At 63.3% G+C, this 22,546-nt stretch carries 21 protein-coding genes; 7 read left to right on the top strand and 14 right to left on the bottom strand.

The features are described 5' to 3' along the window. Window positions 1-165: 165 nt before the first annotated feature. The 5 genes from QQL79_RS01350 to QQL79_RS01330 all read left to right on the top strand — a co-directional run bounded on the left by QQL79_RS01350 (window position 166) and on the right by QQL79_RS01330 (window position 5,935). Window positions 166-939: an SDR family NAD(P)-dependent oxidoreductase gene (locus tag QQL79_RS01350; RefSeq protein WP_284387211.1), complete on the top strand. Its 774-nt coding sequence runs from the start codon at window positions 166-168 to the stop codon at window positions 937-939. Between the two features lie 204 nt (window positions 940-1,143). Continuing rightward, window positions 1,144-2,037 carry an aromatic ring-hydroxylating dioxygenase subunit alpha gene (locus QQL79_RS01345; RefSeq protein WP_284387208.1) on the top strand — a complete coding sequence of 298 codons (894 nt, stop codon included), beginning with the start codon at window positions 1,144-1,146 and terminating at the stop codon, window positions 2,035-2,037. A 232-nt stretch (window positions 2,038-2,269) separates the two neighbouring features. After that, entirely contained in the window at window positions 2,270-3,967 is a 1,698-nt protein-coding gene (locus QQL79_RS01340) for a Rieske 2Fe-2S domain-containing protein (protein WP_284387207.1), read from the top strand. A gap of 3 nt (window positions 3,968-3,970) precedes the next feature. Then, window positions 3,971-4,621 carry a glutathione S-transferase family protein gene (locus QQL79_RS01335; RefSeq protein WP_284387205.1) on the top strand — a complete coding sequence of 217 codons (651 nt, stop codon included), beginning with the start codon at window positions 3,971-3,973 and terminating at the stop codon, window positions 4,619-4,621. A gap of 327 nt (window positions 4,622-4,948) precedes the next feature. Continuing rightward, window positions 4,949-5,935 carry a magnesium transporter CorA family protein gene (locus tag QQL79_RS01330; RefSeq protein WP_284387204.1) on the top strand — a complete coding sequence of 329 codons (987 nt, stop codon included), beginning with the start codon at window positions 4,949-4,951 and terminating at the stop codon, window positions 5,933-5,935. 152 nt (window positions 5,936-6,087) lie between these two features. Here QQL79_RS01330 and QQL79_RS01325 read toward each other — a convergent pair whose 3' ends face one another. From QQL79_RS01325 to epmA, 5 genes are all read right to left on the bottom strand, one after another. Then, a complete protein-coding gene (locus QQL79_RS01325) occupies window positions 6,088-7,395 on the bottom strand; it encodes a hemolysin family protein (RefSeq protein ID WP_284387202.1) in 1,308 nt (435 codons plus the stop codon). Between the two features lie 97 nt (window positions 7,396-7,492). Beyond that, window positions 7,493-7,879 (bottom strand): MAPEG family protein, encoded by a 387-nt coding sequence (locus QQL79_RS01320; RefSeq protein ID WP_284387201.1) that lies wholly within the window; start codon window positions 7,877-7,879, stop codon window positions 7,493-7,495. A 121-nt stretch (window positions 7,880-8,000) separates the two neighbouring features. Next, complete coding sequence (locus tag QQL79_RS01315; RefSeq protein ID WP_284387200.1) at window positions 8,001-8,735, bottom strand: phosphotransferase enzyme family protein; 735 nt, start codon at window positions 8,733-8,735, stop codon at window positions 8,001-8,003. A gap of 1 nt (window position 8,736) precedes the next feature. Further along, window positions 8,737-9,792 (bottom strand): lysine-2,3-aminomutase-like protein, encoded by a 1,056-nt coding sequence (locus QQL79_RS01310; protein ID WP_284387199.1) that lies wholly within the window; start codon window positions 9,790-9,792, stop codon window positions 8,737-8,739. A 173-nt stretch (window positions 9,793-9,965) separates the two neighbouring features. After that, window positions 9,966-10,976, bottom strand: a complete 1,011-nt coding sequence (epmA, locus tag QQL79_RS01305) for an EF-P lysine aminoacylase EpmA (protein ID WP_284387198.1) — start codon at window positions 10,974-10,976, stop codon at window positions 9,966-9,968. A gap of 198 nt (window positions 10,977-11,174) precedes the next feature. Here epmA and efp point away from each other — a divergent pair, with 198 nt between their 5' ends. Continuing rightward, entirely contained in the window at window positions 11,175-11,744 is a 570-nt protein-coding gene (efp, locus tag QQL79_RS01300) for an elongation factor P (RefSeq protein WP_284387197.1), read from the top strand. A gap of 51 nt (window positions 11,745-11,795) precedes the next feature. On the opposite strand, the gene QQL79_RS01295 is transcribed toward efp, so the two are convergent. Continuing rightward, on the bottom strand, window positions 11,796-12,017 hold the full coding sequence (locus QQL79_RS01295) for a DUF2934 domain-containing protein (protein WP_284387195.1): 222 nt from the start codon (window positions 12,015-12,017) through the stop codon (window positions 11,796-11,798). Between the two features lie 164 nt (window positions 12,018-12,181). Between QQL79_RS01295 and QQL79_RS01290 the strand changes: the two genes are divergently transcribed. Further along, window positions 12,182-12,901 (top strand): class I SAM-dependent methyltransferase, encoded by a 720-nt coding sequence (locus QQL79_RS01290; RefSeq protein ID WP_284387194.1) that lies wholly within the window; start codon window positions 12,182-12,184, stop codon window positions 12,899-12,901. A 47-nt stretch (window positions 12,902-12,948) separates the two neighbouring features. Here QQL79_RS01290 and QQL79_RS01285 read toward each other — a convergent pair whose 3' ends face one another. The 8 genes from QQL79_RS01285 to QQL79_RS01250 all read right to left on the bottom strand — a co-directional run bounded on the left by QQL79_RS01285 (window position 12,949) and on the right by QQL79_RS01250 (window position 22,441). Continuing rightward, the gene (locus QQL79_RS01285) at window positions 12,949-13,596 is read right to left on the bottom strand and encodes a ThuA domain-containing protein (protein ID WP_284387193.1); all 648 of its coding nucleotides are present in this window, start codon (window positions 13,594-13,596) and stop codon (window positions 12,949-12,951) included. Next, window positions 13,593-15,236 (bottom strand): acyltransferase, encoded by a 1,644-nt coding sequence (locus tag QQL79_RS01280; RefSeq protein ID WP_284387192.1) that lies wholly within the window; start codon window positions 15,234-15,236, stop codon window positions 13,593-13,595. The genes QQL79_RS01285 and QQL79_RS01280 overlap by 4 nt, the downstream gene beginning before the upstream one ends. A gap of 165 nt (window positions 15,237-15,401) precedes the next feature. Then, window positions 15,402-16,412: a hydroxyacid dehydrogenase gene (locus QQL79_RS01275; protein WP_370461235.1), complete on the bottom strand. Its 1,011-nt coding sequence runs from the start codon at window positions 16,410-16,412 to the stop codon at window positions 15,402-15,404. After that, complete coding sequence (locus QQL79_RS01270; RefSeq protein ID WP_284387189.1) at window positions 16,409-18,262, bottom strand: DUF2264 domain-containing protein; 1,854 nt, start codon at window positions 18,260-18,262, stop codon at window positions 16,409-16,411. The genes QQL79_RS01275 and QQL79_RS01270 overlap by 4 nt, the downstream gene beginning before the upstream one ends. Next, window positions 18,263-19,300: an ABC transporter ATP-binding protein gene (locus tag QQL79_RS01265; RefSeq protein WP_284387187.1), complete on the bottom strand. Its 1,038-nt coding sequence runs from the start codon at window positions 19,298-19,300 to the stop codon at window positions 18,263-18,265. After that, window positions 19,297-20,319, bottom strand: coding sequence for an ABC transporter ATP-binding protein (locus QQL79_RS01260; RefSeq protein ID WP_370461234.1), 1,023 nt, complete (start codon window positions 20,317-20,319; stop codon window positions 19,297-19,299). The genes QQL79_RS01265 and QQL79_RS01260 overlap by 4 nt, the downstream gene beginning before the upstream one ends. Further along, entirely contained in the window at window positions 20,309-21,433 is a 1,125-nt protein-coding gene (locus tag QQL79_RS01255) for an ABC transporter permease (protein ID WP_284392788.1), read from the bottom strand. The genes QQL79_RS01260 and QQL79_RS01255 overlap by 11 nt, the downstream gene beginning before the upstream one ends. 15 nt (window positions 21,434-21,448) lie before the next feature. Next, on the bottom strand, window positions 21,449-22,441 hold the full coding sequence (locus QQL79_RS01250; protein WP_284387183.1) for an ABC transporter permease: 993 nt from the start codon (window positions 22,439-22,441) through the stop codon (window positions 21,449-21,451). Window positions 22,442-22,546 lie beyond the last annotated feature (105 nt).

Here is a 22,546-nt window from a genome sequence, read left to right as displayed (position 1 = left end):
CCAAAGAGTGGATTCCCGCCTGCGCGGGAATGACGTGGTGGGAGAAACAAGCGGTGAAGCAACGGAACACTCACCCGACGTCGTCACCGAGACACCCCCGTTGACGCTCCCACCCTCGCCGGTCCACCTTGCCCACCCTTCCCGACTATTCTTCAGGACATCGCCATGTATCAGTTGCTCGATCCCAAGAGCTTCGTCGTCTTCATCACCGGCGCCACCTCCGGCTTTGGTGCCGCCGCGGCGCGCCGCTATGTCGAGGCGGGCGGCAAGGTGATCGCGACCGGCCGCCGTACCGACCGGCTCAAGGCGCTGCAGGCCGAACTGGGCGCTGAAAACTGCCACATCATCGAGCTGGACGTGCAGGACCGCACAGCCATCGACGCGGCAATAGCCGCCCTGCCCGCGCCCTTCGACAAGATCAATATCGTCCTCGCCAATGCGGGTCTGGCGCTTGGCTTGCAGCCGGCCGCCGAAGCCGACGTGACCGATTGGGAAACCATGATCGCCACCAATATCACCGGCCTGGTCTATACCGTGCGCGCTTTGCTGCCCGGCATGATCGCCCGCGGCGGTGGCCATGTGGTGACCCTGGGTTCGGTGGCCGGCGACTATCCTTATCCCGGCGGTTCGGTCTATGGCGCCACCAAGGCCTTCGTGAAGCAATTCGCCCTCAATATCCGCTCCGATGTGCAGGGCAAGAATATCCGTGTCACCAATATCGAGCCGGGCCTGACCGAAACCGAATTCTCCCTGGTCCGCTTCAAGGGCGATGAAAGCCGGGCGGCCAAGCCCTATGAAAACACCAAACCCATGAATGCCGAGGACATTGCCGAAACCATCATCTGGTCGACGCTCCTGCCCCACCACGTCAACGTCAACCGGCTGCAGGTCATGGCCACGACGCAGGCGTTTGGGAATTTTGATATTTATCGGGGGTAGCGGATACCCCCTCCTAGCCTCCCCCTGATAGGGGGAGGGATATGCCGGTGGTTGTGACTCGATCCAGTTCCAAGAGTGGAGAGATCCCTCCCCCTGTCAGGGGAGGTTAGGAGGGGGTACTCCAATACCGGGGATGTCACACCCACCTCTTGCCCCACGCGCCCCCACCGCCCTATGCTGCGCCCAGCAAGCCACGGATGCCTCATGCCCAATATCGACCCCCTGACCCGCGACCTCTGGCAGGTCGTCGCCGCGACTGATGAAATCACGCCCGGCGTGGTCGAAACCACGATACTGCTCGATACCCCAATCGCCATCACCCGCGACAGCACCGGGGCCCCGATCGTCTGGCGCCGCACCGATGAGGAACAGGGCGACGAGATCAATCCGGCCAGCATTGCCGAGCGCCTGCCGGTCACATCAGGCTATGGCTATATCTGGACCAGTTTCGGCAACCCGCCCGCCGAGCTCTTCCCCATTCCTGAATATGCCGAGGCCGATCGCGTCAATATGAGCTGCGGCTCCATCGGCATTCACGTCTCGGCCCCGCGCGCCGTCGAAAATTTCCTCGATATGGGCCACTTCCCATACGTCCATACCGACATTCTGGGCGCCGAGCCGCATACCGAGGTCAAGGAATATGACGTCGAGGTCTCGGAAGAACGCGACGAGGTCCTGGCCACCAGATGCCGCTTCATCCAGCCGCGTGCCGCCAAATCGGCGACCAGCGCGATGGAAGTGGAATATGTCTATCGCGTGCCGCACCCCTTCTGTTCGGTGCTCTACAAATCCTGCCCGGAAGACGAGAGCCGCCGCGATGTCATCGCCATTTTCCTGCAGCCCATGACCGAGGAACGCTGCCGCGCGCACCTGCTGCAATCGATGATCGATTCCACCTCGACCATCACCGATCTCAGGCGTTTCCAGCAGACCATTTTCGGCCAGGACAAGCCCATTCTCGAAAACCAGTTTCCCAAGCGCCTGCCCCTCGATCCGCGCTCGGAAACCCCCATCCGCGCCGACAAATCCGCCATCGCCTACCGCCGCTGGCTCAGCCAGAAAGGCATCACCTATGGCGTGATCCCGGCGGCGGGTTGACCGGGGATGTCCACGGCAACAGCGGTTCTATTGCTTCCCTCCCCCTTGAGGGGAGGGACCGAGGGAGGGGGTCGTTGGGCTATCATGCCAAACTTCGTTACCCCCACCCCGGCCCTCCCCTCAAGGGGGAGGGAGGGCCCTTCATCAGCATCGAGCCGCCCCGTACGCCAGGGTAGCTCAACCGACCTCATCCGATCGTGGCGCGATCTTCGTAATATCTTCGGATGATCCCATGACCTTCACCCTCTCCGATCCCACCTGGTACCCCATCGCCAGCTCCGAGGACCTGCCCTTCCGCCACGTCTATCAGGGCCAGTTGCTCGGCCGCGAGCTGGCCGTCTGGCGGGCTGACGACGGCAATGTGAACGTCTGGGAGAACCGGTGCCTGCATCGCGGCGTGCGTCTCTCCATCGGCATCAATGAAGGCGCCGAGCTCAAATGCCAGTACCACGGCTGGCGCTATGCCAACCGTTCGGCCGGCTGCACCTATATTCCCGCCCACCCCGCCGATGCCCCTGCCCGCCGCATCCAGAACCGCACCTATCCGGTGCGCGAGGCCTATGGGCTGATCTGGTCGGCGGCCAATGACGAGCAGCCTTTCCGCCCCTTCCCCGGCGCCGAGGACAAGGATTGGCTGCCCCTGCGGCCCATGCCGGTCAATGCCGAGCCCGAGGATGTGCTGGCGGCACTGGCCCGCCTCGACCAATACGCCGATATCCTGCCCGGCCTTTCCATCCGCTCGGGCAATGTCATCTGGTTCGTCCAGCCGGTGGATGCCGGCCGCGCCGTCATCCGCGGATTGCTGGCCGACCAGCCCGCCGAACCGCTAGCCGAACTGCGCCGCTACAATGAGCTCCTGACTGGCCTGCGTGATCGCCTCGAACGCGCCGCCACCCGCAAGCCGGCCCCCGCGCCGCTGCAACCCATCTTCGAAAAGGTCTCGGCCGATCTCGCCACCATGCCCGAAATCGCCATTCCGCGCGGCAATACAATGACCGTCGTGGTCAAGCGCAAATGGCAATCGGCCGATGGCGTCATCGGCTTCGAGCTCGCCGCCCGCCAGGGCCATCTACCCACCTTCCAGCCGGGCGCCCATATCGATGTGCACCTGCCCAATGGCATGACGCGCCAATATTCCATCACCAATGGCCCGGGCGACCTCATGAGCTATGTCATCGGCGTCAAGGCCGAGAGCGCCGGCAAGGGCGGCTCCAAGGTGCTGGTCGAAACCGTACGCGAGGGCGATCTGCTCGCCATTTCCGAGCCGCGCAACAATTTCCCGCTGCGCCGCGACGCCACCCGCACCGTGCTGATCGCCGGCGGCATCGGCATCACCCCCCTGCTCTCCATGGCCCGCTTCCTCGATAAATCGAGCCTGCCCTATGAGCTGCATTATTTCGTGCGCAGCGGCGAACAGGCCGCCTTCCGCGACCAGCTCGAAGCCCTCCATGGCAAGGTGATCATCCACCAGGGCCTGCCGCGCGATGAAATCGCTGCCACCATCGCCACGAGCTTGGGAGAGTGGTCGATGGCCCAGCATGTCTATGTCTGCGGGCCCTCGGCCATGCTCGAATCCGTCCGCGCCACCGCCGCGGCGCAGGGCTGGCCAGACGAGGCCATCCATTTCGAATATTTCAAGAACGACAAGGTCATCGACAATTCCTCGTCCTTTGAGATCGAGCTGGCCCGTTCGGCCATGACGCTGCATGTGCCGGCCGGCAAGACCATCCTCGAAATCATGCGCGAGGCGGGCCTCACCGTGCCTTCCTCCTGCGAACAGGGCGCCTGCGGCACCTGCCTCACCACGGTCATCGAAGGCGAAATCGACCACCAGGACGTCTATCTCAACAACAGCGAAAAAGCGTCCAACGCCTGCATGATGACCTGTGTGAGCCGGGCGAAGTCGGCGCGGCTTGTTCTGGATATCTGACCCATGACCATCACCCTTTACGACTTCGAACTCTCGGGCAATTGCTACAAGCTGCGCCTGCTGATGAGCATCCTCAAGCTCCGCTACGACATCGTGCCGGTCGATTTCTTCCCCGGCCGCCAGCACAAGGCCGATTGGTTCCTGAAACTCAATCCCTTCGGCCAGCTCCCCGTGCTCAGGGATGGCGATCTCACCCTCTCCGATTCCGGCGCGATCCTGGCCTATCTCGCCAAGCAATATGACGAGACCGGCCTCTGGTTCCCCGACGATCCGGCCATCACTGCCCAAGTGCTGCGCTGGCACGCCGTGGGCGACGACATCACCAGCACCGCTTCGGCCGCCCGGCTGGCGCTGGGTTTCGACTACGATTTCAACATCGAAAAAGCCCAGAAATCCGCCCACCGCATTTTCCGTATCATGGACGAGCATCTCTGGTTCGGCGAGCGCGAGGGCCGCGACTGGCTCTGCTCACCCGCCCATCCCACCACGGCCGACATCGCCTGCTTTCCCTATGTGATGCTGAGCGAGGAAGGCGGCATTTCCCGCCAGGATTATCCGGCTTTGCGCCGCTGGACCGACCGCGTCCGCCGCATCCCCGGCTTCGTCGTCATGTCCGGCATCTTCCCGGCGGGACGGGCGCTGGAACAGGCCTGATCTCGGCCCCGATACCACCCAACCACAATCGCCTCCCTCGGGCTCGACCCGAGGGCCATTTCCAGCCCGGCGCGCGCTCGTAAGGAACCTCGGATCAAGTCCGAGGGAGGCGTCGGTGCATGGGAGAGCGTAATCGCTCTAACCCCAATTGACAGAACCGAAATCCGGGCGCATGGACGGTCTGTCGATGGCCCAGCCATTTCACACGCGAGAAACAAGATGAACCCCGACAGTCGAAGTCGATCTTCGACCCCGCGCACGGCCTTCTCGACCTGACATCTTGTCGGCTCGGTAGCCCGCGCGCGGTCTACCTTAGGAGCCTACCCAATGCTGCGCGCATATCACAACGAAGCCGCCCGGCTCGTGCAAAGCACCCTTCCGCTCGACCCCGCCAGCGTCACTGGCCTGGTCTGGCTCGATCTTCTCCAGCCCACGGCCGAGGAAGACCGGCTGGTTGAACAATTGCTGGGTGTCGACATTCCCAGCCAAGCCGAAATGGAGGAAATCGAGCTTTCCGCCCGCCTCTACAGCGAGGACGGCGCCGAGTTCATGACCATGACGGGCCTGCACAAGCTCGATAGCGACGAGCCCGGCAAAACCCCCATCACCTTCATCCTCAAGGGCGAGACGCTGGTCACCGTGCGCTATGCCGAGCCCAAGCCGTTCCTGGCTTTCACGCTGCGCGCCCAGAAGGCCAAGAGCACGGCCTGCGGCTCGGGCGAACAGGTCTTTCTGGGCCTGCTCGAATCCATGATCGACCGCACCGCCGATGCGCTGGAACGCGTCGGCAACGAGATCGACCAGATCTCGCGCGACGTCTTCGGCAAGAAAAAGAGCAGCGCCAAGCAATTGCAGCAGGACCTGCGCTCCATCATCGAGCAGATTGGCGCCAAGGCCGAGCTCCTGACCATGGTGCAGGAAAGCCTGGTCAGCATTTCCCGGCTGATGGCCTTTCACATCGCGCCCAATGGCGATGTCACAAGGGCCGGCCGCGATGCCCGCCAGCTGGTCAAGCTCATCCAGCGCGACGCCGTCTCGCTGGGCGAACATGCGCGTGCGCTCTCGAGCAAACTCAATTTCCTGCTCGATGCCACGCTTGGCCTGATCAATCTTGAGCAGAACCAGATCATCAAGATCTTCTCAGTCGCCGCCGTGGTCTTCCTGCCGCCCACGCTGGTCGCCTCGATCTACGGCATGAACTACGACATCATGCCCGAGCTGAAATGGGAATTCGGCTATCCCTTCGCCATCGCGCTGATGATCCTGTCGGCGGTGCTGCCCTATCTCTATTTCAAGAAGCGCGGCTGGCTGTAGAAACCGCTCTACCGCCACCCCTCACCCACCACGGTGTCATTCCCGCGAAAGCGGGAACCTCCGTTTTACGATGTTGGGAAGGTAAACAGGGGTTCCCGCTTTCGCGGGAATGACCCGGTGGGTGGGGGCGGTAGGTTGGCACAGAATGCCACTCACGCCCCCGCCTTCTTGCCCGCCACTTTCGTCACCAGCAGCTGGTTGAGCCGCATCTTGTCGGCATCCACCACTTCGAACACAAAGCCCGCCGCCTCGATCCGGTCGCCCTTGCGCGCCGCCCGGCGCAGCCGGTGGACGATGAAGCCGCCAATGGTCTCGTAGCTTGCCTCGGCCTCCAGGTGCTTGATCCCCAGCGCCCGCGTCACATCGATGAACGGGGCTACTCCATCCACCAGCCAGCTCTGCTCGTCGCGCTTCAAAATGGCCTGTTCTTCGAACGGATTGGCCAATCCCTGCATCAGCGCACCCATGAGATCCTTGAAGGTCACAAGCCCCACGACCAGTGCATATTCACTCACCACCAGAGCAAACCCGGTACTCTGCGCCTGGAACTCGGCCAGCACTTCCCAGACATTCAGTGTATCGGGCACCGAAAGCACGTCGCGCCGCGCCTTGGCGAAATCCACCTGTTCAGAACGGTCCATCACGGTAGCCAGGACATCCTCTGCCCGCACACAACCGATCACCGCATCGATCCCGCCATCACAGATCGGATAATGCGAGAATGGCCGCCGCCGCACCTTATCCTGCTGCACTTCAAGCGGATCGCTGAGATCGAGATAAACGATGTCGTCGCGTATGGTCATGATCGAGGTTACGCTGCGCAGTTCGAGCGCCAGCACATTCTCGATCAGCCGATGCTCGTTCTTCATCAGCACGCCCGAGGCGGCGCCGCCGGCCAGGATCATGCGGAAATCTTCGGCCGTCACCGCATCGGCAGGCACTTTGGGTTCGAGCCTGAGGCGTCCGATGATCCAGTCGGACATATTGCCGAATAGCCATACCAGGGGCTTCAGCAGCTTAACCGCAAGCTCCGGGAACCAAACCATTCCCAGCGCCACATCTTCGGGCACCAGCATGGCGATGCGCTTGGGCGTGAGATCGGCGAAAAGCACGAAAAGCCCGGTGACCAGGCAGAAGGCCAGCACCGAGCCAATAGGGCCGGCGGCTCCCGGCGGCACACCCAGCACCAGCAATGCCCCGCCGAAGACCGGGCCGAGCGCATCCTCACCCAATGTCCCCGCCAGGATCGACACCGCATTGGTAGCGATCTGCAGCGCCGTGATCACCTCGCCCGACTTGGCCCGCAGCGCCACAAACCGCAGGGCTTTCGTGTTGCCCGCCTCGGCCAGGGACCGTATCCGCACCTCCCGCGCTGCCGCAAAGGCGATTTCGGAGAGGGAAATGATCACGCTGGCCCCGATCAAAACCAGGATCAGCACAATGCCAAGAATGGGATTCATCGCGATAACTGAACGCTCTATGGCCGGGACCCGGTTCTAGCACGGCTCCCGGCCTAAAGCGACGTTGCGGCAATTGCCCCGGACGGGCGGGTGCGGCTCAGAAATATGTGACCACCAAAAACCCCGCCGCCCCCAGCATGGCCACTTGCGTCAGCACGCCCCCGGCGATCCGCAGCGGCGCTGCCGGGTTGGTCACATTGAGCCCCGCGACATGGGCCAGGCGCCCCACGATCAGCACCACTCCCATGGCATGCAGCCAGGGCGCCGGCAGGCCATGGGCCTCGCACAGGCCCATCAGGATCAGGGCCAGGGGAATGTTCTCGACGAGATTGCCATGCCGGCGCATCCACAGCGCCAGCGTCATGTCATCGCCATGCAGGATCGAAACCTTGGCCCGCGCCCGCTGCGCGCTGACAACATTGGCCAGGACGATAACGAAGACGGTGAAAATCGCGGCATAGAGGGCAGTGATCTGGAAAGTCATGATTTGCTCCATCGCTTGAGGTCCAGTCCCCCCGATGTCGCGCATCGCCTCGCGCTTTCGACAGGCACGATGAGAAATTGTGGTAGGGAAGATGGTGCGAAATTGCTGGCACGCTGCAGCGCTAAAGCCCACTCCGCGCCAGCGCCAGCAACCGCTCGGCCTCCGCCGGCACGTTTTCCGCCAATCGCGCCGCCGCCAGCACCGGGAGCCAGTCGAGTACCGCCGCACGCGGCAGACCCCAATGCTGCTCATAGCCAGCAAGATAGGGTTCCGCCATGGCGGGCAAATTGTGCAATAGCAACAGATAGCTGCGCCCCACATCCGCTGCGGGAGGGCCGCTGCGCGCATCCGGCCAATCCACGATCACCGGGTGTTCGAGCGAGCCGATAATATTGGCCGGGTGGAAATCTCCGTGACACAGCCGGTCACCATCCGGCAGGGCAGCAAGGCGCTGCATCAGGCCCGCCTGTTCAACCGCCTCCAGCCCCTCTGCCTGGCCGATTGCCGCGGTCAATCGCGCCTTGTAGCTCTCGAGCCCGGTGCCGGGCTGTGCATGGATGCGGCCATGCAGCATTGCCGTGCCCTGAGCTATGGCCTCGATCGTGTCGTCCCGCAGATCGGCGGCCAGCGGCTGGCCCACGGCGCGGCTCATCACCAGGCCCCAGCGGCCATCGATCTCGACCACGCCGCGCAATTGGGGCGCCGGCAGGGGCAAATCCGCAAGCCGCGCCAATATGCCGGCCTCGCGCTCCACTACTGGCTGGCCAACACCGGCCCGATAGAGCTTGAGCACATCCTCGCCGGCCTCGAAGACCTCGGCCTCCTTGCCCCGGCCGATCAGGCGCCCGGGCCGCATGTCAGGCCATGTCGGGTGGGTAGCGATGTTCGCCACCACGGAAATCGCGCACGGTAAAGCATCCATCCCCACCGCTGATACTGCTCGCCCCGATATCGGCCTTGCCGTAGCCGCCCGGAATATCGAGAATATAGGTCGGCTGACAGAGGCCCGAAATCGTTCCGCGCAGGGCACTCACCAGGGCCTGCCCTTCTTCGATGGAAACGCGGAAATGGCTGGTTCCCGGCGCCAGGTCCGGGTGGTGCAGGTAATAGGGCTTGATGCGGTTTTCGACAAAGCCGCGCATTAGCGCCGCCAGCGTCTCCACATTGTCATTGACGCCCCTGAGCAGCACCGATTGGCTGATCAGCACCACGCCACTATCGGCCAGGCGCGCAATCGCTGCCCGCGCGGCGTCGGAAAATTCGCGCGGATGATTGGCATGGACCGCTAGATAGGTCGTCTTGCCGCTGGCCTTGAGCGCCGCGATCAGCGCGTCATCCACCCGCTCGGGTTCGACCACCGGAACGCGGGTGTGAAAGCGCACGATTCTGACGTGACTGATCGCTTTGAGCCGCCCCATCATCTCGCCCAGCCGCCGCGCCGACAGCACCAGGGGATCGCCGCCGGTGAGGATCACTTCCCAGATTTCGGGGTGGTTTTCGATATAGCCGATAGCCGCGTCCATCGCATCAGGCGTCAGCGTTCCCAGCCCGGCCGGGCCCACCATTTCACGCCGGAAACAAAAGCGGCAATAGACCGGACAGACATGCACCGCCTTGAGCAACACCCGGTCGGGATAGCGGTGGACGATCCCCTCGACCGGGGAATGGCTCAAATCCCCGATCGGATCGGCCCGTTCCTCGGGCGTGGTCACCAGCTCCGCCGCCGTCGGCACGAACTGCCGCGCCATGGGATCATGGGCATCGTCCCGGTCGATCAATCCGACAACGGCAGGCGTCAGCGCAATGGCATAGCGTTCCGCCACCGCCGCCAAAGCGTCGCGCTGCTCATGCCGAACCAACCCGGCCGCCACCAGATCATCCGCATTCTTCAAACTGGCCTTGACGGCACCCATTAGAAATCTCTCAATTTTGGCGCTCCCGCGAGAGAGCCCGATGCAGTCCCCTCCCCCTTGAGGGGAGGGTTAGGGTGGGGGTGTCGCGCCCTCAGCGAACACCATGTCGGCGGAGAATACAGACCCCCCACCCTCAATCCCTCCCCTCAAGGGGGAGGGAGGCAGATCGCGGTTCATCCAACCACCGGCGCCCACACTACCATATCGATGCGCGGCGCGCCGGTTGCCAGCATGACCAACCGGTCAAATCCCAGCGCCACCCCACTCGCCTCGGGCATCAATTCGAGTGCCGCCAGGAAATCTTCATCCAGCGGATAGCGCTCGTTATAGATCCGTTGCTTTTCGTTCATCTCGGCGGCAAATCTGCGACGCTGCTCGGCCGCATCGGTCAATTCGCCAAAGCCATTGGCCAGCTCCACGCCGCAGGCGTAAAGCTCGAACCGCTCGCTGACCCGCTGATCGTCACCCGCCCGCCGCGCCAGCGCCGCCTCCGCCGCCGGATAGCGATCCAGCACAGTCACCCGCCCAATCCCCAGATTTGGCTCGACTTTTTCCACCAGCACCCGACTGAACAGATAGCTCCAGCTGCGATCCTCCGGCACATCGAGCCCGACCGCTATCATCGCCGCAGCCAGCGCCTCGCCATCGGTTTGGCCCGCGCCATCCATGGTGGCGAACAAATCTATCCCCGCATAGCGCGCGAAAGCCTCCACGACGCTCAGCCGCTCGGCCGCGGCAAAGGGATCGCATTCCCGGCCCTTGTAGCGCAGCATTGTGCTGCCCACCGCTTCGGCCGCCAGCCTGAGCATGGCGAGGCAATCATCGATGATCACCCCATAATCCTCCCCCGCCCTATACCATTCGAGCATGGTGAATTCGGGATGGTGCAACGCGCCCCGCTCCCGGTTGCGCCAGACATGTCCGAGGCTCGCAATCCGCTTTTCGCCTGCCGCCAGCAGCTTTTTCATGGTGAATTCGGGCGAGGTGTGGAGGTAAAGCGTCTCCCCCATTCCGTCATTGCCAATGGCGGTGGTGGCAAAGGCATGGAGATGGGTTTCATTGCCCGGCGAGCGCTGCAGCCCCGGCGGATCCACCATGATGAAATCGTTGGCGCAAAGATATCCCCGCAGGGCCGCATCGATCCGGCCGCGCCCAATCAGCAGCGGGCGCCTGTCGGCATGCACCTGCGGGCTCCACCAGGGCGAGGCTTTTTGCGAAGACGGGGCGGAAGACAATCAATCGGCTCTTTCTCGGCTCGGGTCTGGCGGTTTGGACCGAATTATTGTATCGGGCAGCACCAAGGAAAAAATATCAGCGCGCCCGGCCCGGCCCCCTATGCCGCTCCTCTAGGCCGCCGCCACCGCTTGAACAAGGAAGAATTGATGGTCAAGGTCATCGCCTCATCGCTGCGCAAGGGCAATGTCGTCGAACAGGACGGCAATCTGCACGTCATCCTGACGGCGGAAAACGTCCACCCCGGCAAGGGCAACTCCATCACCAACGTCAACATGCGCCGCATTTCCGATGGCGTGAAGGTTGTCGGCCGCTGGCGCACCGTCGAGATGGTCGAAAAGGCCGATGTCGACGATCGCGAATATGACTATCTCTATTCCGACGGCGAAGGCCACCATTTCATGGAGCCGGCCACCTATGAGCAGATCACCGTCCCCGACGATGTGATCGGCGACCAGAAGGCCTATCTCGTCGATGGCATGAAGGTTCACCTGATGACCTTCGAGGGCACTGCCCTCTCCATGGAACTGCCCCAGCGCCTCACCTTCGAGATCGTCGAGACCGAACCGGTCGTGAAGGGCCAGACGGCCTCGTCGTCCTATAAGCCGGCCGTGCTCAACAATGGCCTGCGCGTCATGGTGCCGCCCCACATCGGCACCGGCACCCGCATCGTCATCCTCACCGATGACAATTCCTATGTCGAACGCGCCAAGGACTGATCCGGCGCTGCCAATCGCGATACGGGAAACGGGCTCCATCGGGGCCCGTTTTCATTTCTCGCCCAGGTCGTGCCGCGCCTCGTGCCAATGGCGGTCCGCGCGGTCGTGGGGTGTTCCGTCCGCCAGCCATTTGTCATAGGCGAGCTGGCGCAGATGCATTTCCTTGGCGCGCAACCAATAGTCAAAACTGCGCCCTGGCGGTCGCCCGTCATTCTCCCATAGAAAATATGCGGTCTTTCTGACCATCTCGGCCAGCGCCGAATTCTTGTGCATGATAGATATCTGCCGCAACATGCCCCCTGGTGGGGCTTGCGGGGCAACGGCACGGGCATGGACAGGGTTCCGCCCTTCCCGGCCCCGCATAAACATTTGATCGCTGGCCTAGCGGAAACCGCCCGCGTACTATCGCAAGCTCCGTCCACCGGCGAGCCGCCTCGATGACTGCCTCGATCTATCCCGCCGATTTCTACGACAATCGCCGCGCCCATACCGCCCACGCAGCCGCCCGGCTGCTTGCCGCCCTGCCCACGGGGCTTGCCCGGCGCAGAGTTGCCGATATCGGCTGCGGCACGGGCACCTGGCTCGCCGCCGCCCTGGCCGATGGCGCGACCGAGGCTTTCGGCATGGAAGGCGATTGGGTCACCCCGGACATGCTGGACGATCCCCGCATCGTCTTTGCCCCGCAGGACCTGGAGCAGAGCTTTACCGGCCCTTGCGTCGATCTGGCCATCTCGCTGGAAGTGGCCGAACATCTCTCGCCAAGACGCGCCGCCGGCTTCATCGCCGACCTCGTGGCCCTTGCCCCGGCCATCCTGTTCAGCGCCGCCGTGCCCGGCCAGGGCGGGGTCGGCCATCTTAACGAACAATGGCAAAGCTATTGGGCCGGGCTTTTCGCCGCCCATGGCTACCAGCCCCACGATGTGCTCCGCCCCCAGATCTGGACCGACGAAGCCATCCCCGCCTGGTACCGGCAGAATGCCGTGCTCTATCTGGACCAGGCCACCGCTGGCCGGCTCGCCCTCACACCGGACGACCCGGCCCTTCTCGACACAATCCACCCCGCCTTCTGGAACCGCGCCAATCGCGAACTGAAATACGCCAATGCGCTGCCGGAGTCGGAAGTGCTGCGGCGCCAGGCGCAGCAGGCCCAGCAGTAAATCGCGGAGCGATCAGTCGGGACACCCTCCCGGCGGCTAGCCAGAAATCACCGCGCCGCCCAGATCAGCCCGCGCCCCAGGATCGTCCGCACCTGCGGAATCTCCAGCTCATCGGCGGTATGCCCGAGCGAGGAATAGAACACCCGCCCGGCCCCGTGATTGGTGGTGAACACCACCGGCATCACCACATCCTTGCGCCAGGGGTCGAACTCGCCCGAAAACCGTGTCGTCGCCAGCACCTCAACGGCCGGATCGTAATTGAGATAATACTGCTCGGACGTGTGCTCGAAGCTCTCGATCCCGGCCATGATCGGGTGATCGCTGCGGCTCACATCGACCCGATAGGTGATGATATTGCCCGGATGGGCCACCCAATAGCAGCTCGCCGCATAACGAAAGGCCACGCTGTCGCGGAAACTGGTCGCCAGCCCCATGTGATAGCCCGCCAACCCCGTGCCGGCCCGGATCGCAGAGACCAGATTGGCCATCTTTTCGCGCGGCAATTGGCCATCGGTAATGACAGGCACAACCAGATCGTTTTCACCGACATCCGCCGCGCCCAAAGCATCATAATCGGACGTCACCACCACCGAAAAGCCTTCGGCCTCCAGCAGCGCGCGCACGACATTGGCGCCCCGCTCGGGCGTGTGCAGCTCCATCCCGCCCCAGACCACCAGGGCCTTGCGCGCGCTCACAATCCCAGTCCCACGGCTTTGGTGCGATGCACGCCCTTGGGCACGAAGGCAAAACTATAGGCAATCCCCAGCAGGTCGGCTGCCAGATGCACCACCGAGAGCCACATTTCGGTGCCCTGCAGGCCCGGCTGCTGGCCATCGGCAAAGGCGAAACCCTCGCCTGCCACCCAGCGCTGCTCGGCGCGCTCGATCACCGCCCGCGCAATCGCCTCCGCCTCGCCCCGCCGATAATCGGTCTGCTTGAGGCACAGCAGCAGCGGATGAATGGTGTCGAGCAGGTTGCAGGCCGTATAGGTCGGCCCCGAAAAGCCGCCGTAATTGCGATAATTCAGCAGCACCGAGTCAATCGCCCGCTCAGCCTGCGGCACTGGCAGGCCGAATTGCGCATAAGTGCCGCGCGTCAGCCGGTAGAACCCATTGACCGGCTGCAATAGTCCCTCGGCCGTCGTTGGCGAGCCCCATAGCCCGGTGCCACGATCCTGCTTCAGCGCCAGCCAGCCGAACAGCGTTTCCCGCGTCCGCCCGGTGCTGAAATAGCGTGCGTTGAAATAGAGCGCCGTGCCGATGGCATCCACCACCGATCCCGCGCTCCAGGCCCGCTCCCGCCAGCTCAATCCATCGAGCCAGTCGCAAAGCTCGCCCGCGCTCAAATCCTCGACGGCCGCGATCTTATGCAGAGGCTGCCCGCCCAGCACTTCGATGGCATAGCCCACCGAGAGCACATTATAGAGCGCCAGCCCATTGTCCCGCATGGCCTGCCCAGCCGCCGGCTTCTGGTGCGGGTCGGGGAAAAGTCCGGTCGCCGGGTCCTGCAGCGTCTGCAATTCGGCCAGCGTCGCCGCCACGTCGAGCCCTTCCGGTACCGCTCCGAACCCAGCGGCAATCTCGATGGCGTCATTGCGATGCCGGGCGCTGCGCCGCGCCTGCCCATCGGCCTCGCGCGAGACATACTCACCCTGCTCACGATGCCGCGCCAAAATGTCCGGCCATTGCGCCTGTGCTGCCGCACCCAGCCGGGCGAGCACGGCCACCGCGTCGCCCCGGTTGGCCTTGCCCTGCCCGCGATAGCGCACGACCTTGGCCGGCACACCGCCGACAATGGCCAGCGGCGGCACATCCTTGCTGACCACGGCCCCCGCTGCAATCACCGCGCCACGGCCCACCGTCACGCCATCGAGCACCACCGCATTGGCCCCGATCCACACATCATCCTCGATGGTGATGCCCAGGCTCTCATGCTTTTGCGTGTGGATCGGCATGCTGGGATCGTCGAACCCGTGATTGAACCCCACGATCGAGACATGGCTGGCAATCCGCACGCCGTTCCCGCAGCGCACCTTGCCCGAAATCATCGCATAGGGATTGACCGTGCTATGCGCGCCAAATTCCACATCGCCCCGCACCAGCGCATGTCCGGCGATCCAGCTCTGCTCGCCCAGCACCAGATGGGTGGTAAAAATCGCCGCTTCCGCCGCCACATAGGCTGTTGGCGCAAAACTCGCCCCCGCCACCCGCGCCCAATGCGCCAATCGCGCCTTGTGCTCGGGGCTATCGATATCGGCCGGCGTCCGGTCCCAGGTCAGAAATTGTAACCGGGCTTCGTGGTCGGGATCAGTTTGGGCAATATTCGCAACCGACATTCAATTCTCCATCGGGGCTCTCGCCACCCCTCCCGGCCTCCCCCATCAAGGGGGAGCTGTTGGCGCAGTGGGTGCCGAGCCTCGTACCCACCAGACATCCAGTCGACACCCTCCCCCTTGTGGGGAGGGATCAAGGGAGGGGGTATGCTCCCGCAACCACCGCTCTCAGGCCAGTCGTTCCAACGCCTCCGGCACCACCGCATATTCCAGTGGCCGCCCCGCGACAAACCGCTCGATTTCCTCGATGGCCATCTGCCCCAGCCGCTGCCTTTCGGTGCCCACTGCCCCCGCCACATGCGGGGTCAGGAACACATTGGGCAGATCATAGAACGGCGAGCCCGCCTCGGGAATCTCGGGATCGGTCACATCGATCACCGCATGAATGCGCCCAGTGCGCAATTCGGCAATCAGCGCCGCCTCATCGATCAGCGCACCGCGCGCCGTATTGATGAACGCAGCCCCGTCCTTCATCAGCTTGAGCTGCCTTGCCCCAATCATCGCCCGGGTCGAGGGCAAGGACGGGGCATGAATGCTCACCACATCGGAACGCGCCATCAGCGTATCGAGATCAACCAGCTCAACGCTTTTGGTAATGGGATCGTTGGCGCTGACAAAGGGATCGCTCAACAGCACCGTGAAATCGAACCCTTCGAGGAACTTGGCCACCCGCCGCCCGATGCGCGAGGCGCCCACCAGCCCGATCGTGCGATGATAATTGCCGATCGGCTCATCCATCACCGCATAGGTCGAGCGCCGGCTGTGATCGGCGCGGTAGAGATCGCGCAGCTCGAACACCCGCTTATTGGCATAGATGATCGAGGCCAGCGTGAACTCGGCCACCGGCACCGCATTGGCGTCGGCCGCATGCGTCACCACAATCCCGGCCTCATAGACCGCCGGGTCCAAAGTGAACTTCACCGTTCCCGCGGCATGAGCGATCAGCTTGAGGTTCGGCGCCGCCGCCACCACCGCGGCCGTTACCACCGGGCAGCCCCAGCCGGTTACCAGAATATCGATCTGCCCCAGCACGGCCCGGGCCCCGGCTGCTGAAAAATCCTCCAGCGGTTCAGCCGCAACGATATCGCAAGTTTTCGCCAGCCGGGCGAGCGCCTGCTCGTCGAACACATATCTGGTCTTGTCCGCCGCCATGGCGAAGGCGAGTTTTGGTCGCATCAGAACCGCTCCGCCACCTGAATGGCTGTGACCTCGATACCCTCTTCCCGGATCAGCGCCTCCAGCACTCCGAGATCGGGGGCCGCCGGCACCTTGTCGAGCGAGGTTTCAGCCGCCGCACCGGCCGGCAATGCCAACACCGCCGTCATCAGGACAGTCGTGCCCGCCGGAATCTCCCCGCGCAATTGCGGCACGATGGTTTTGGCCACGATGAGATTGGTATTGGGCAGCGCCTTCTGCGCCCGCCCATCGCGCTGCCCGCCAAGATCGACAATGGCGCTCACATCGCTCTGGCTGCGCGCCACCGCCCGCCCGGCCCCCTCGCTGAGCTTATCCGCATTGAGGTCGGCCCGGCCGATGGCGAACCCGCCTTCAGTGCCATGAAGGGCGCGGGGCGTGGTAATCCTGTGTACCCGCACATGCCAATCGCCCTGCGGCACGAGCCAAGTCTCGACGCTCACATCGGCCCAGGGCTTCCATTGGGCAAAGAGCGTATGGCCGGCAATCTGGGCCACCTCATTGCTCTCGCGCACGCGATAATGCCGGCCATCATCGCTCAACCCCAGCATGCCGTCGAAAGCCGCCCCGTTATAGGCCCGCTCATCGCTCTCGACCGAAAAGCCATAGCGCGAGGAATAGACGAATTTGGCATATTTCTCTGCGCCCCAGCGCATCTGCCAATTCTGCTGCCCGCTCGACAGGGCCACCACATTGCCTGCCGTGTGCTGCACCACCATGCCCGGATGCTTGAGCGGCACCGGCTCGCTCGGCGTCACCGCGGGAGCCTCCTCCGCCGTCCAGAATGGATGGTCAGCCGGCAAAGCCAGCGGCAAAAACGCCTTGAGCGCCCAATAGGGCGAACCCGCCGAATTGTAATTTTCGCTCATGATCAGGTTGGGATAGCCATAGCCCACCGACAGCACACCGTCGCGATTGGCAATCGGCTGGGTACTCCACCAGCGCAGATGGCGCATGAACTGCCCCTTGATCTCGCCCCAGGGCAGGGCTTCGAGATCGGCAAAGGCCAGTGCCCCCCAGATGCCGCCACAGGCAAAGCGATAGGTAAGGCTCCGCCCAAAGGCCAGCGTGCCGCCATCCTCATCGAACCAGTGGCGGATATCCTTGGCAAACAAGGCCGCCCGCTCCCGGTAGGCCGCGACGCGCTTGTCGTCATTCCTGGCGAGCTTGGAATAGATCAGCCCATAAAAATGCATGGCGAAGGGAATGTAATGGTCCACGCGCCGCACATTGCCGTCGCGATACCAGCCATCGCCCAGATAAAAGCCATCGAGTTCTTCGAGATATTTCTCGGTCAGCGAGCGGTCGAATTCGACCCCGCATTCTTCCAGCCCCAGATCGACCAGGATGCGGAAGAATTTCCAGTTATTGTCGGCGTAATCGAATTGCCGCGCATGCTTGAGATAGGCGGCGAGGTTATCCTTGGCCTTTTGCGGCAGCGGCTCCCAGACCAGATGCGGCAGGAGGCGCAGCGTGAAGCCGATGGCCGCCAGCTCCACCATGCGCTGGTCGGTCGAATTGACCTGCCCCCAATATTCGGGATGCTCGGGATCGGTGCCATTGGCCAGGCCACGGCGATAGAGTTCCCAATGGTCGAATTCCGCCCCGCCCGCCGCCAGGGGCGTCAGCCCCCAAAGCGGCCGCGCAAAGCCTTCGAGATCGGCCGCAGCCCGGTCGAAATGGGCAGCGCCACCATCGAGCCGCACCCGCGCGGCACCCTCGGAGAAATAGGGCAGGAGCGGATTGAACAGGTCGCGCAGGCCCTTTTCGACATCGGCGCGCGTCTTGAGCGGATTGCCAAAAAGCGGATTTGCGGAGGCTGGATCGTAAGTCATCTATGCATAGGTCCCGGTCACGGGCGCATCTTCGTAAGCGCCCTTCAATTCCAATGTTTCGGCAAAGTGGCAGGCCGCTTCCTGGGCGGTGCCATTGATGGACCGCAGCACCGGTTTTTCCGTGCGGCAGCGGTCCTGGGCATATTTGCAGCGGGTGTGAAACGGGCAACCCACGGGCCGATTGCCCAGATAGGGAATTTCCCCGCGCACTTCGGTCTTGCGCCCCTTGCGCCGTGTCGGATCGGCAATCGGCAGGGCTTCCAGCAGCACTTCGGTATAGGGATGGCGCGGCCGCTCGAACAGCATTTCGGTGGGCGCATTTTCCACCACATGGCCCAGATACATCACCACCACCCGGTCAGCGATGTAATTGACCACGCCCAGATCGTGGCTGATGAAAATATAGGTCAGCCCGAATTCGGCCTTGAGGTCTTCCAACAGGTTCAGCACCTGCGCCTGGATCGAAACATCAAGCGCCGATACGGCCTCGTCGGCAATCACCAGCTTTGGGTCCAGCACCAGCGCCCGGGCAATGCCGATGCGCTGCCGCTGCCCGCCGGAAAAGGCATGCGGATAGCGCCCCACGGCATCGGCAGATATGCCCACCTTGGCCAGCGTTGAGATAACCCGCTCTTCCAGCTCGCGGCCCTTACACACTTTATGGATGCGCAGCGGCTCGGCGACGATGTCGAACACCCGCATATTGGGGTTGAGCGAGCTCATCGGGTCCTGGAAGATCATGCGGATATCCTGCCGCCAGGGCTTGATCTGCCGCTTGTTGAGCGCCGTCAGCTCGACATCGCCGCCCGTTTTCGGGTGATAAACCACCCGCCCGCCGCTCGAAGGCTGCGCATTGATGATGCAGCGGCCCAGAGTGGTCTTGCCGCACCCGCTCTCGCCCACAATGGCCAGCGTCTCTCCCGCCTCGACAGTCAAATTGATATCGGTCAGCGCATCGAGCTGCCGCATCGGGGCGAATATCCCGGATTTGACGGTATAGTGTTTGGACAGGTTCTCGACGGTCAAAAGCGTGCTCATGCCAGCGCCTCCGTCTTGGCCCGGGTCAGCAGATGACACCGCGCATGATGGTTGGCGCCCACCGCCGTCCGTTCCGGGGTCACGGTGGAACAGGGTTCGAACGCATAGGGGCAGCGGCTGGTAAAGGCACAGCCCCTGGGCCGGTCCTTGGGCGAAGGCACCGTGCCCTTGATGGGCGAGAGCCGCACGCGCTCGGCCTTGCGCGCCATTTTGGGAATGGAGGCCATCAGCGCCTGCGTATAGGGGTGCTGGGGCGCCGAGAACACGTCATAGACGCTGCCCTGCTCCACCACGTCGCCCAGATACATCACCGCCACCTCGTCGGCGATTTCGGCCACCACACCCAGATCATGGGTGATGAACAGCATGGCCATGCCGTAATCGGCCTGCAATTGCCGCAACAGGTCCAAAATCTGCGCCTGCGTCGTCACATCCAGCGCCGTGGTCGGCTCGTCGGCGATCAACAGGTTGGGTGTACAGGCCAGCGCCATGGCAATCATCGCGCGCTGCCGCAGCCCGCCCGAGAGCTGGAACGGATACGCATCCGCCCGTTCCCGCGCACCGGGAATCCCCACCTGGTCGAGCAGGGCCACAGTGCGTTCGCGCGCCTGCTTGGGTTTGAGCCCTTCATGGATCACCATCATCTCGTCGATCTGGTCGCCAATCGTATGCACCGGCGACAGCGAGCTCATCGGCTCCTGAAAGATCATCGAGATATGATTGCCGCGTACCGCCCGCATGGCGGGGCTGTCGGGCTTGAGCGCCGCCAGGTCGACATTGGCGCCACCCGGCTCGTCGAACAGGATGCGGCCGGTGCCGATCTTGGCGTTCTTGTCGAGCAGGCGCAAAATCGCCCGCGCCGTCACCGACTTGCCGCAACCGCTTTCACCCACGAGGCACAGCGTCTTGCCCGGCGTCAGCGTCAGGTCCACCTGGCGCACGGCTTCGATATCGGGCTCGTCCGGCGAGGAGAAGCTGATCGACATATTCTCGATTTTGAGGAGCGGCTTATCGGCCATGGGGGTCTGCAGCATCGCGCAATCCATCTCCGAAGAAATTGAGGGAAAGAATGACAATCACCACGCAGAGCCCGGGCGCCAAAAGCCACGGTGCACTGGCCAGGGTGCGGATATTCTGGGCGTCCTGCAGCAGCGTGCCCCAGCTGACGATGGGCGCCTGTAGGCCAAGTCCGAGGAAGGACAATGCCGTCTCCGCCAGGATCATTCCCGGCACGGCCAGCGTCGCCGCCGCAATGATATGGCTCATGAAACTGGGCACCATATGCCGGGTGATGATGCGCCAGTCGCTGGCCCCATCAAGCTGCGCAGCAGTCACGAAATCCTCGGTCCTCAGACTGAGGAACCGCCCACGCACCACGCGCGCCAATTCCGTCCAGCCTATCAGGCTGAGAATGATGGTAATGGCGAAATAGGTCTGGAGCGCGCTCCAATCCTTGGGCAGCGCCGCCGCCAGCCCCAGCCACAGCGGGATCGTCGGCATGGAGCGGATGAACTCGATCACGCGCATCACGGCGCCATCGAACCAGCCGCCATAATAGCCCGAGAACCCGCCGATAATGATGCCGAAAAACAGGCTCAGCGTCACGCCCGCCAGGCCAATGGACAGCGAAATGCGCGTACCATGGATCAGCCGGCTCAGCAGGTCGCGGCCCAGCCGGTCGGCCCCCAGCACATAAAGCGGCGCCCGTGGCTCGGTGACGCCGAACAGCTTGACCGACATCGGAATGACGCCCGCCAGCATATAGGGCTCGGACGGCACGAAGAACTGCACCGGAATCTTGGTCTCTTCGTCGATAACGAAGGTCCGGCGCATCGCCTTGGGGTCGATCTCGCTCTTGTACCCGTTCACATAGGGCCCGAACGACCACGAGCCATCCTCATTGGTCGAGAAAAATTCGATCCCCTGGGGCGGCGCATAGGTATAGCGCGGATTGTATTGCGACGGATCGAATGGCGCCAGGAACTCGGCCAGCAGCGCCACCAGGTAAAAGGCCAGGATGATCCACAGGCTCACCAGCGCCAGCTTGTGCTGGCGGAACCGCCGCCACATCAGGGCGAACTGGCTCTCGCGCTTGGCCTTCTTGATTACGATGGGTTCGGCAATATCGGTCATGGTGTCTGCCGCCATTTATCGGCTCCCATAGCGGATGCGGGGGTCGATCCAGGCCAGGATCAGGTCGGAAATCAGCGTGCCGATCACCGTCAGAATGCCCAGCAGCATGATGATCGCGCCGGCCAGATACATGTCCTGGCTGGTGAGCGAGCGCAGCAGCAGCGGGCCGGCCGTCGGCAGGTTCAGCACCACCGACACGATCACCGAGCTCGACACCAGCGCCGGCAACAGCCAGCCAATGGTCGAAACCAGCGGATTGAGCGCCACGCGCACGGGATATTTGAGAATGGCCCGGGTTTCCGAAAGCCCCTTGGCCCGCGCCGTGGTCACATAGGGCTTTTTCAGCTCATCGAGCAGATTGGCGCGCAGGATGCGGATCAGCTCGGCCGTGCCCGCCGTCGACAGCACCAGGATGGGTGCCCAGGCATGGCTGGCGAAATCCCAGATGCGTTCGAGGCTCCAGCGGGCATTTTCCATGCCCGGCGAGAACAACCCGCCAATGGTTTCCCCGAACCAGACAAAGCTGAGATACATCAGGATCAGCGCGAAGAAGAAATTGGGAATGGCGAGGCCAATGAACCCGCCAATGGTGGCGAGGTAATCGCCCAGCGAATATTTGCGCACCGCCGCATAGATGCCGATGGGCAAAGCCACCAGCCACATCACGATAACGGCCAGCCCTTCGAGCAGGATGGAATTGCCCAGCCGTCCCCAGATCAGCGTGGTAACCGGCGCCTTCCATTCAAAACTCTGCCCGAAATCGCCACGCAGCACGATGCCGCTGACCCATTTCCAATATTGCACCAGATAGGGTTCGCCGAACCCATATTGCCGGCGCAACGCCTCGATGGCAGCAGGGTCGACCCGGTCGCCATTGGCCGCGAGCGTCGCCATATAGGTCGTGAGGTAATCGCCCGGCGGCAATTGAATGATGGCAAAAGCCACAAAGCTCACCGCCCAGATGGTCAAGACCATCGCAATCAGCCGGCTCGTCACGAAACGCAGCATCTCGGCGTCTCCAATCTAAACTATCGAGCTCTCCGACCTTTCAGTCGGGCCACCCTCCCCCTCGTGGGGAGGGAAGCGAGATAGGACCTAGCTTGCTAAGTCCGT

This window comes from Devosia yakushimensis (assembly GCF_030159855.1).
GTDB lineage: Bacteria > Pseudomonadota > Alphaproteobacteria > Rhizobiales > Devosiaceae > Devosia > Devosia yakushimensis.
The sequence above is the reverse complement of the archived record's forward strand: the minus strand, read 5'-3'. Positions and strand labels throughout refer to the sequence as shown.

What these genes read in the sequence shown, in the direction of transcription:
- QQL79_RS01350 (WP_284387211.1), top strand. Translation starts at nt 166, where the DNA reads ATGTATCAGTTGCTCGATCCCAAGAGCTTCGTCGTCTTCATCACCGGC.
- QQL79_RS01345 (WP_284387208.1), top strand. Translation starts at nt 1,144, where the DNA reads ATGCCCAATATCGACCCCCTGACCCGCGACCTCTGGCAGGTCGTCGCC.
- QQL79_RS01340 (WP_284387207.1), top strand. Translation starts at nt 2,270, where the DNA reads ATGACCTTCACCCTCTCCGATCCCACCTGGTACCCCATCGCCAGCTCC.
- QQL79_RS01335 (WP_284387205.1), top strand. Translation starts at nt 3,971, where the DNA reads ATGACCATCACCCTTTACGACTTCGAACTCTCGGGCAATTGCTACAAG.
- QQL79_RS01330 (WP_284387204.1), top strand. Translation starts at nt 4,949, where the DNA reads ATGCTGCGCGCATATCACAACGAAGCCGCCCGGCTCGTGCAAAGCACC.
- QQL79_RS01325 (WP_284387202.1), bottom strand. Translation starts at nt 7,395, where the DNA reads ATGAATCCCATTCTTGGCATTGTGCTGATCCTGGTTTTGATCGGGGCC.
- QQL79_RS01320 (WP_284387201.1), bottom strand. Translation starts at nt 7,879, where the DNA reads ATGACTTTCCAGATCACTGCCCTCTATGCCGCGATTTTCACCGTCTTC.
- QQL79_RS01315 (WP_284387200.1), bottom strand. Translation starts at nt 8,735, where the DNA reads ATGCGGCCCGGGCGCCTGATCGGCCGGGGCAAGGAGGCCGAGGTCTTC.
- QQL79_RS01310 (WP_284387199.1), bottom strand. Translation starts at nt 9,792, where the DNA reads ATGGGTGCCGTCAAGGCCAGTTTGAAGAATGCGGATGATCTGGTGGCG.
- efp (WP_284387197.1), top strand. Translation starts at nt 11,175, where the DNA reads ATGGTCAAGGTCATCGCCTCATCGCTGCGCAAGGGCAATGTCGTCGAA.
- QQL79_RS01295 (WP_284387195.1), bottom strand. Translation starts at nt 12,017, where the DNA reads ATGCACAAGAATTCGGCGCTGGCCGAGATGGTCAGAAAGACCGCATAT.
- QQL79_RS01290 (WP_284387194.1), top strand. Translation starts at nt 12,182, where the DNA reads ATGACTGCCTCGATCTATCCCGCCGATTTCTACGACAATCGCCGCGCC.
- QQL79_RS01280 (WP_284387192.1), bottom strand. Translation starts at nt 15,236, where the DNA reads ATGTCGGTTGCGAATATTGCCCAAACTGATCCCGACCACGAAGCCCGG.
- QQL79_RS01270 (WP_284387189.1), bottom strand. Translation starts at nt 18,262, where the DNA reads ATGACTTACGATCCAGCCTCCGCAAATCCGCTTTTTGGCAATCCGCTC.
- QQL79_RS01265 (WP_284387187.1), bottom strand. Translation starts at nt 19,300, where the DNA reads ATGAGCACGCTTTTGACCGTCGAGAACCTGTCCAAACACTATACCGTC.
- QQL79_RS01260 (WP_370461234.1), bottom strand. Translation starts at nt 20,319, where the DNA reads ATGGCCGATAAGCCGCTCCTCAAAATCGAGAATATGTCGATCAGCTTC.
- QQL79_RS01255 (WP_284392788.1), bottom strand. Translation starts at nt 21,433, where the DNA reads ATGACCGATATTGCCGAACCCATCGTAATCAAGAAGGCCAAGCGCGAG.
- QQL79_RS01250 (WP_284387183.1), bottom strand. Translation starts at nt 22,441, where the DNA reads ATGCTGCGTTTCGTGACGAGCCGGCTGATTGCGATGGTCTTGACCATC.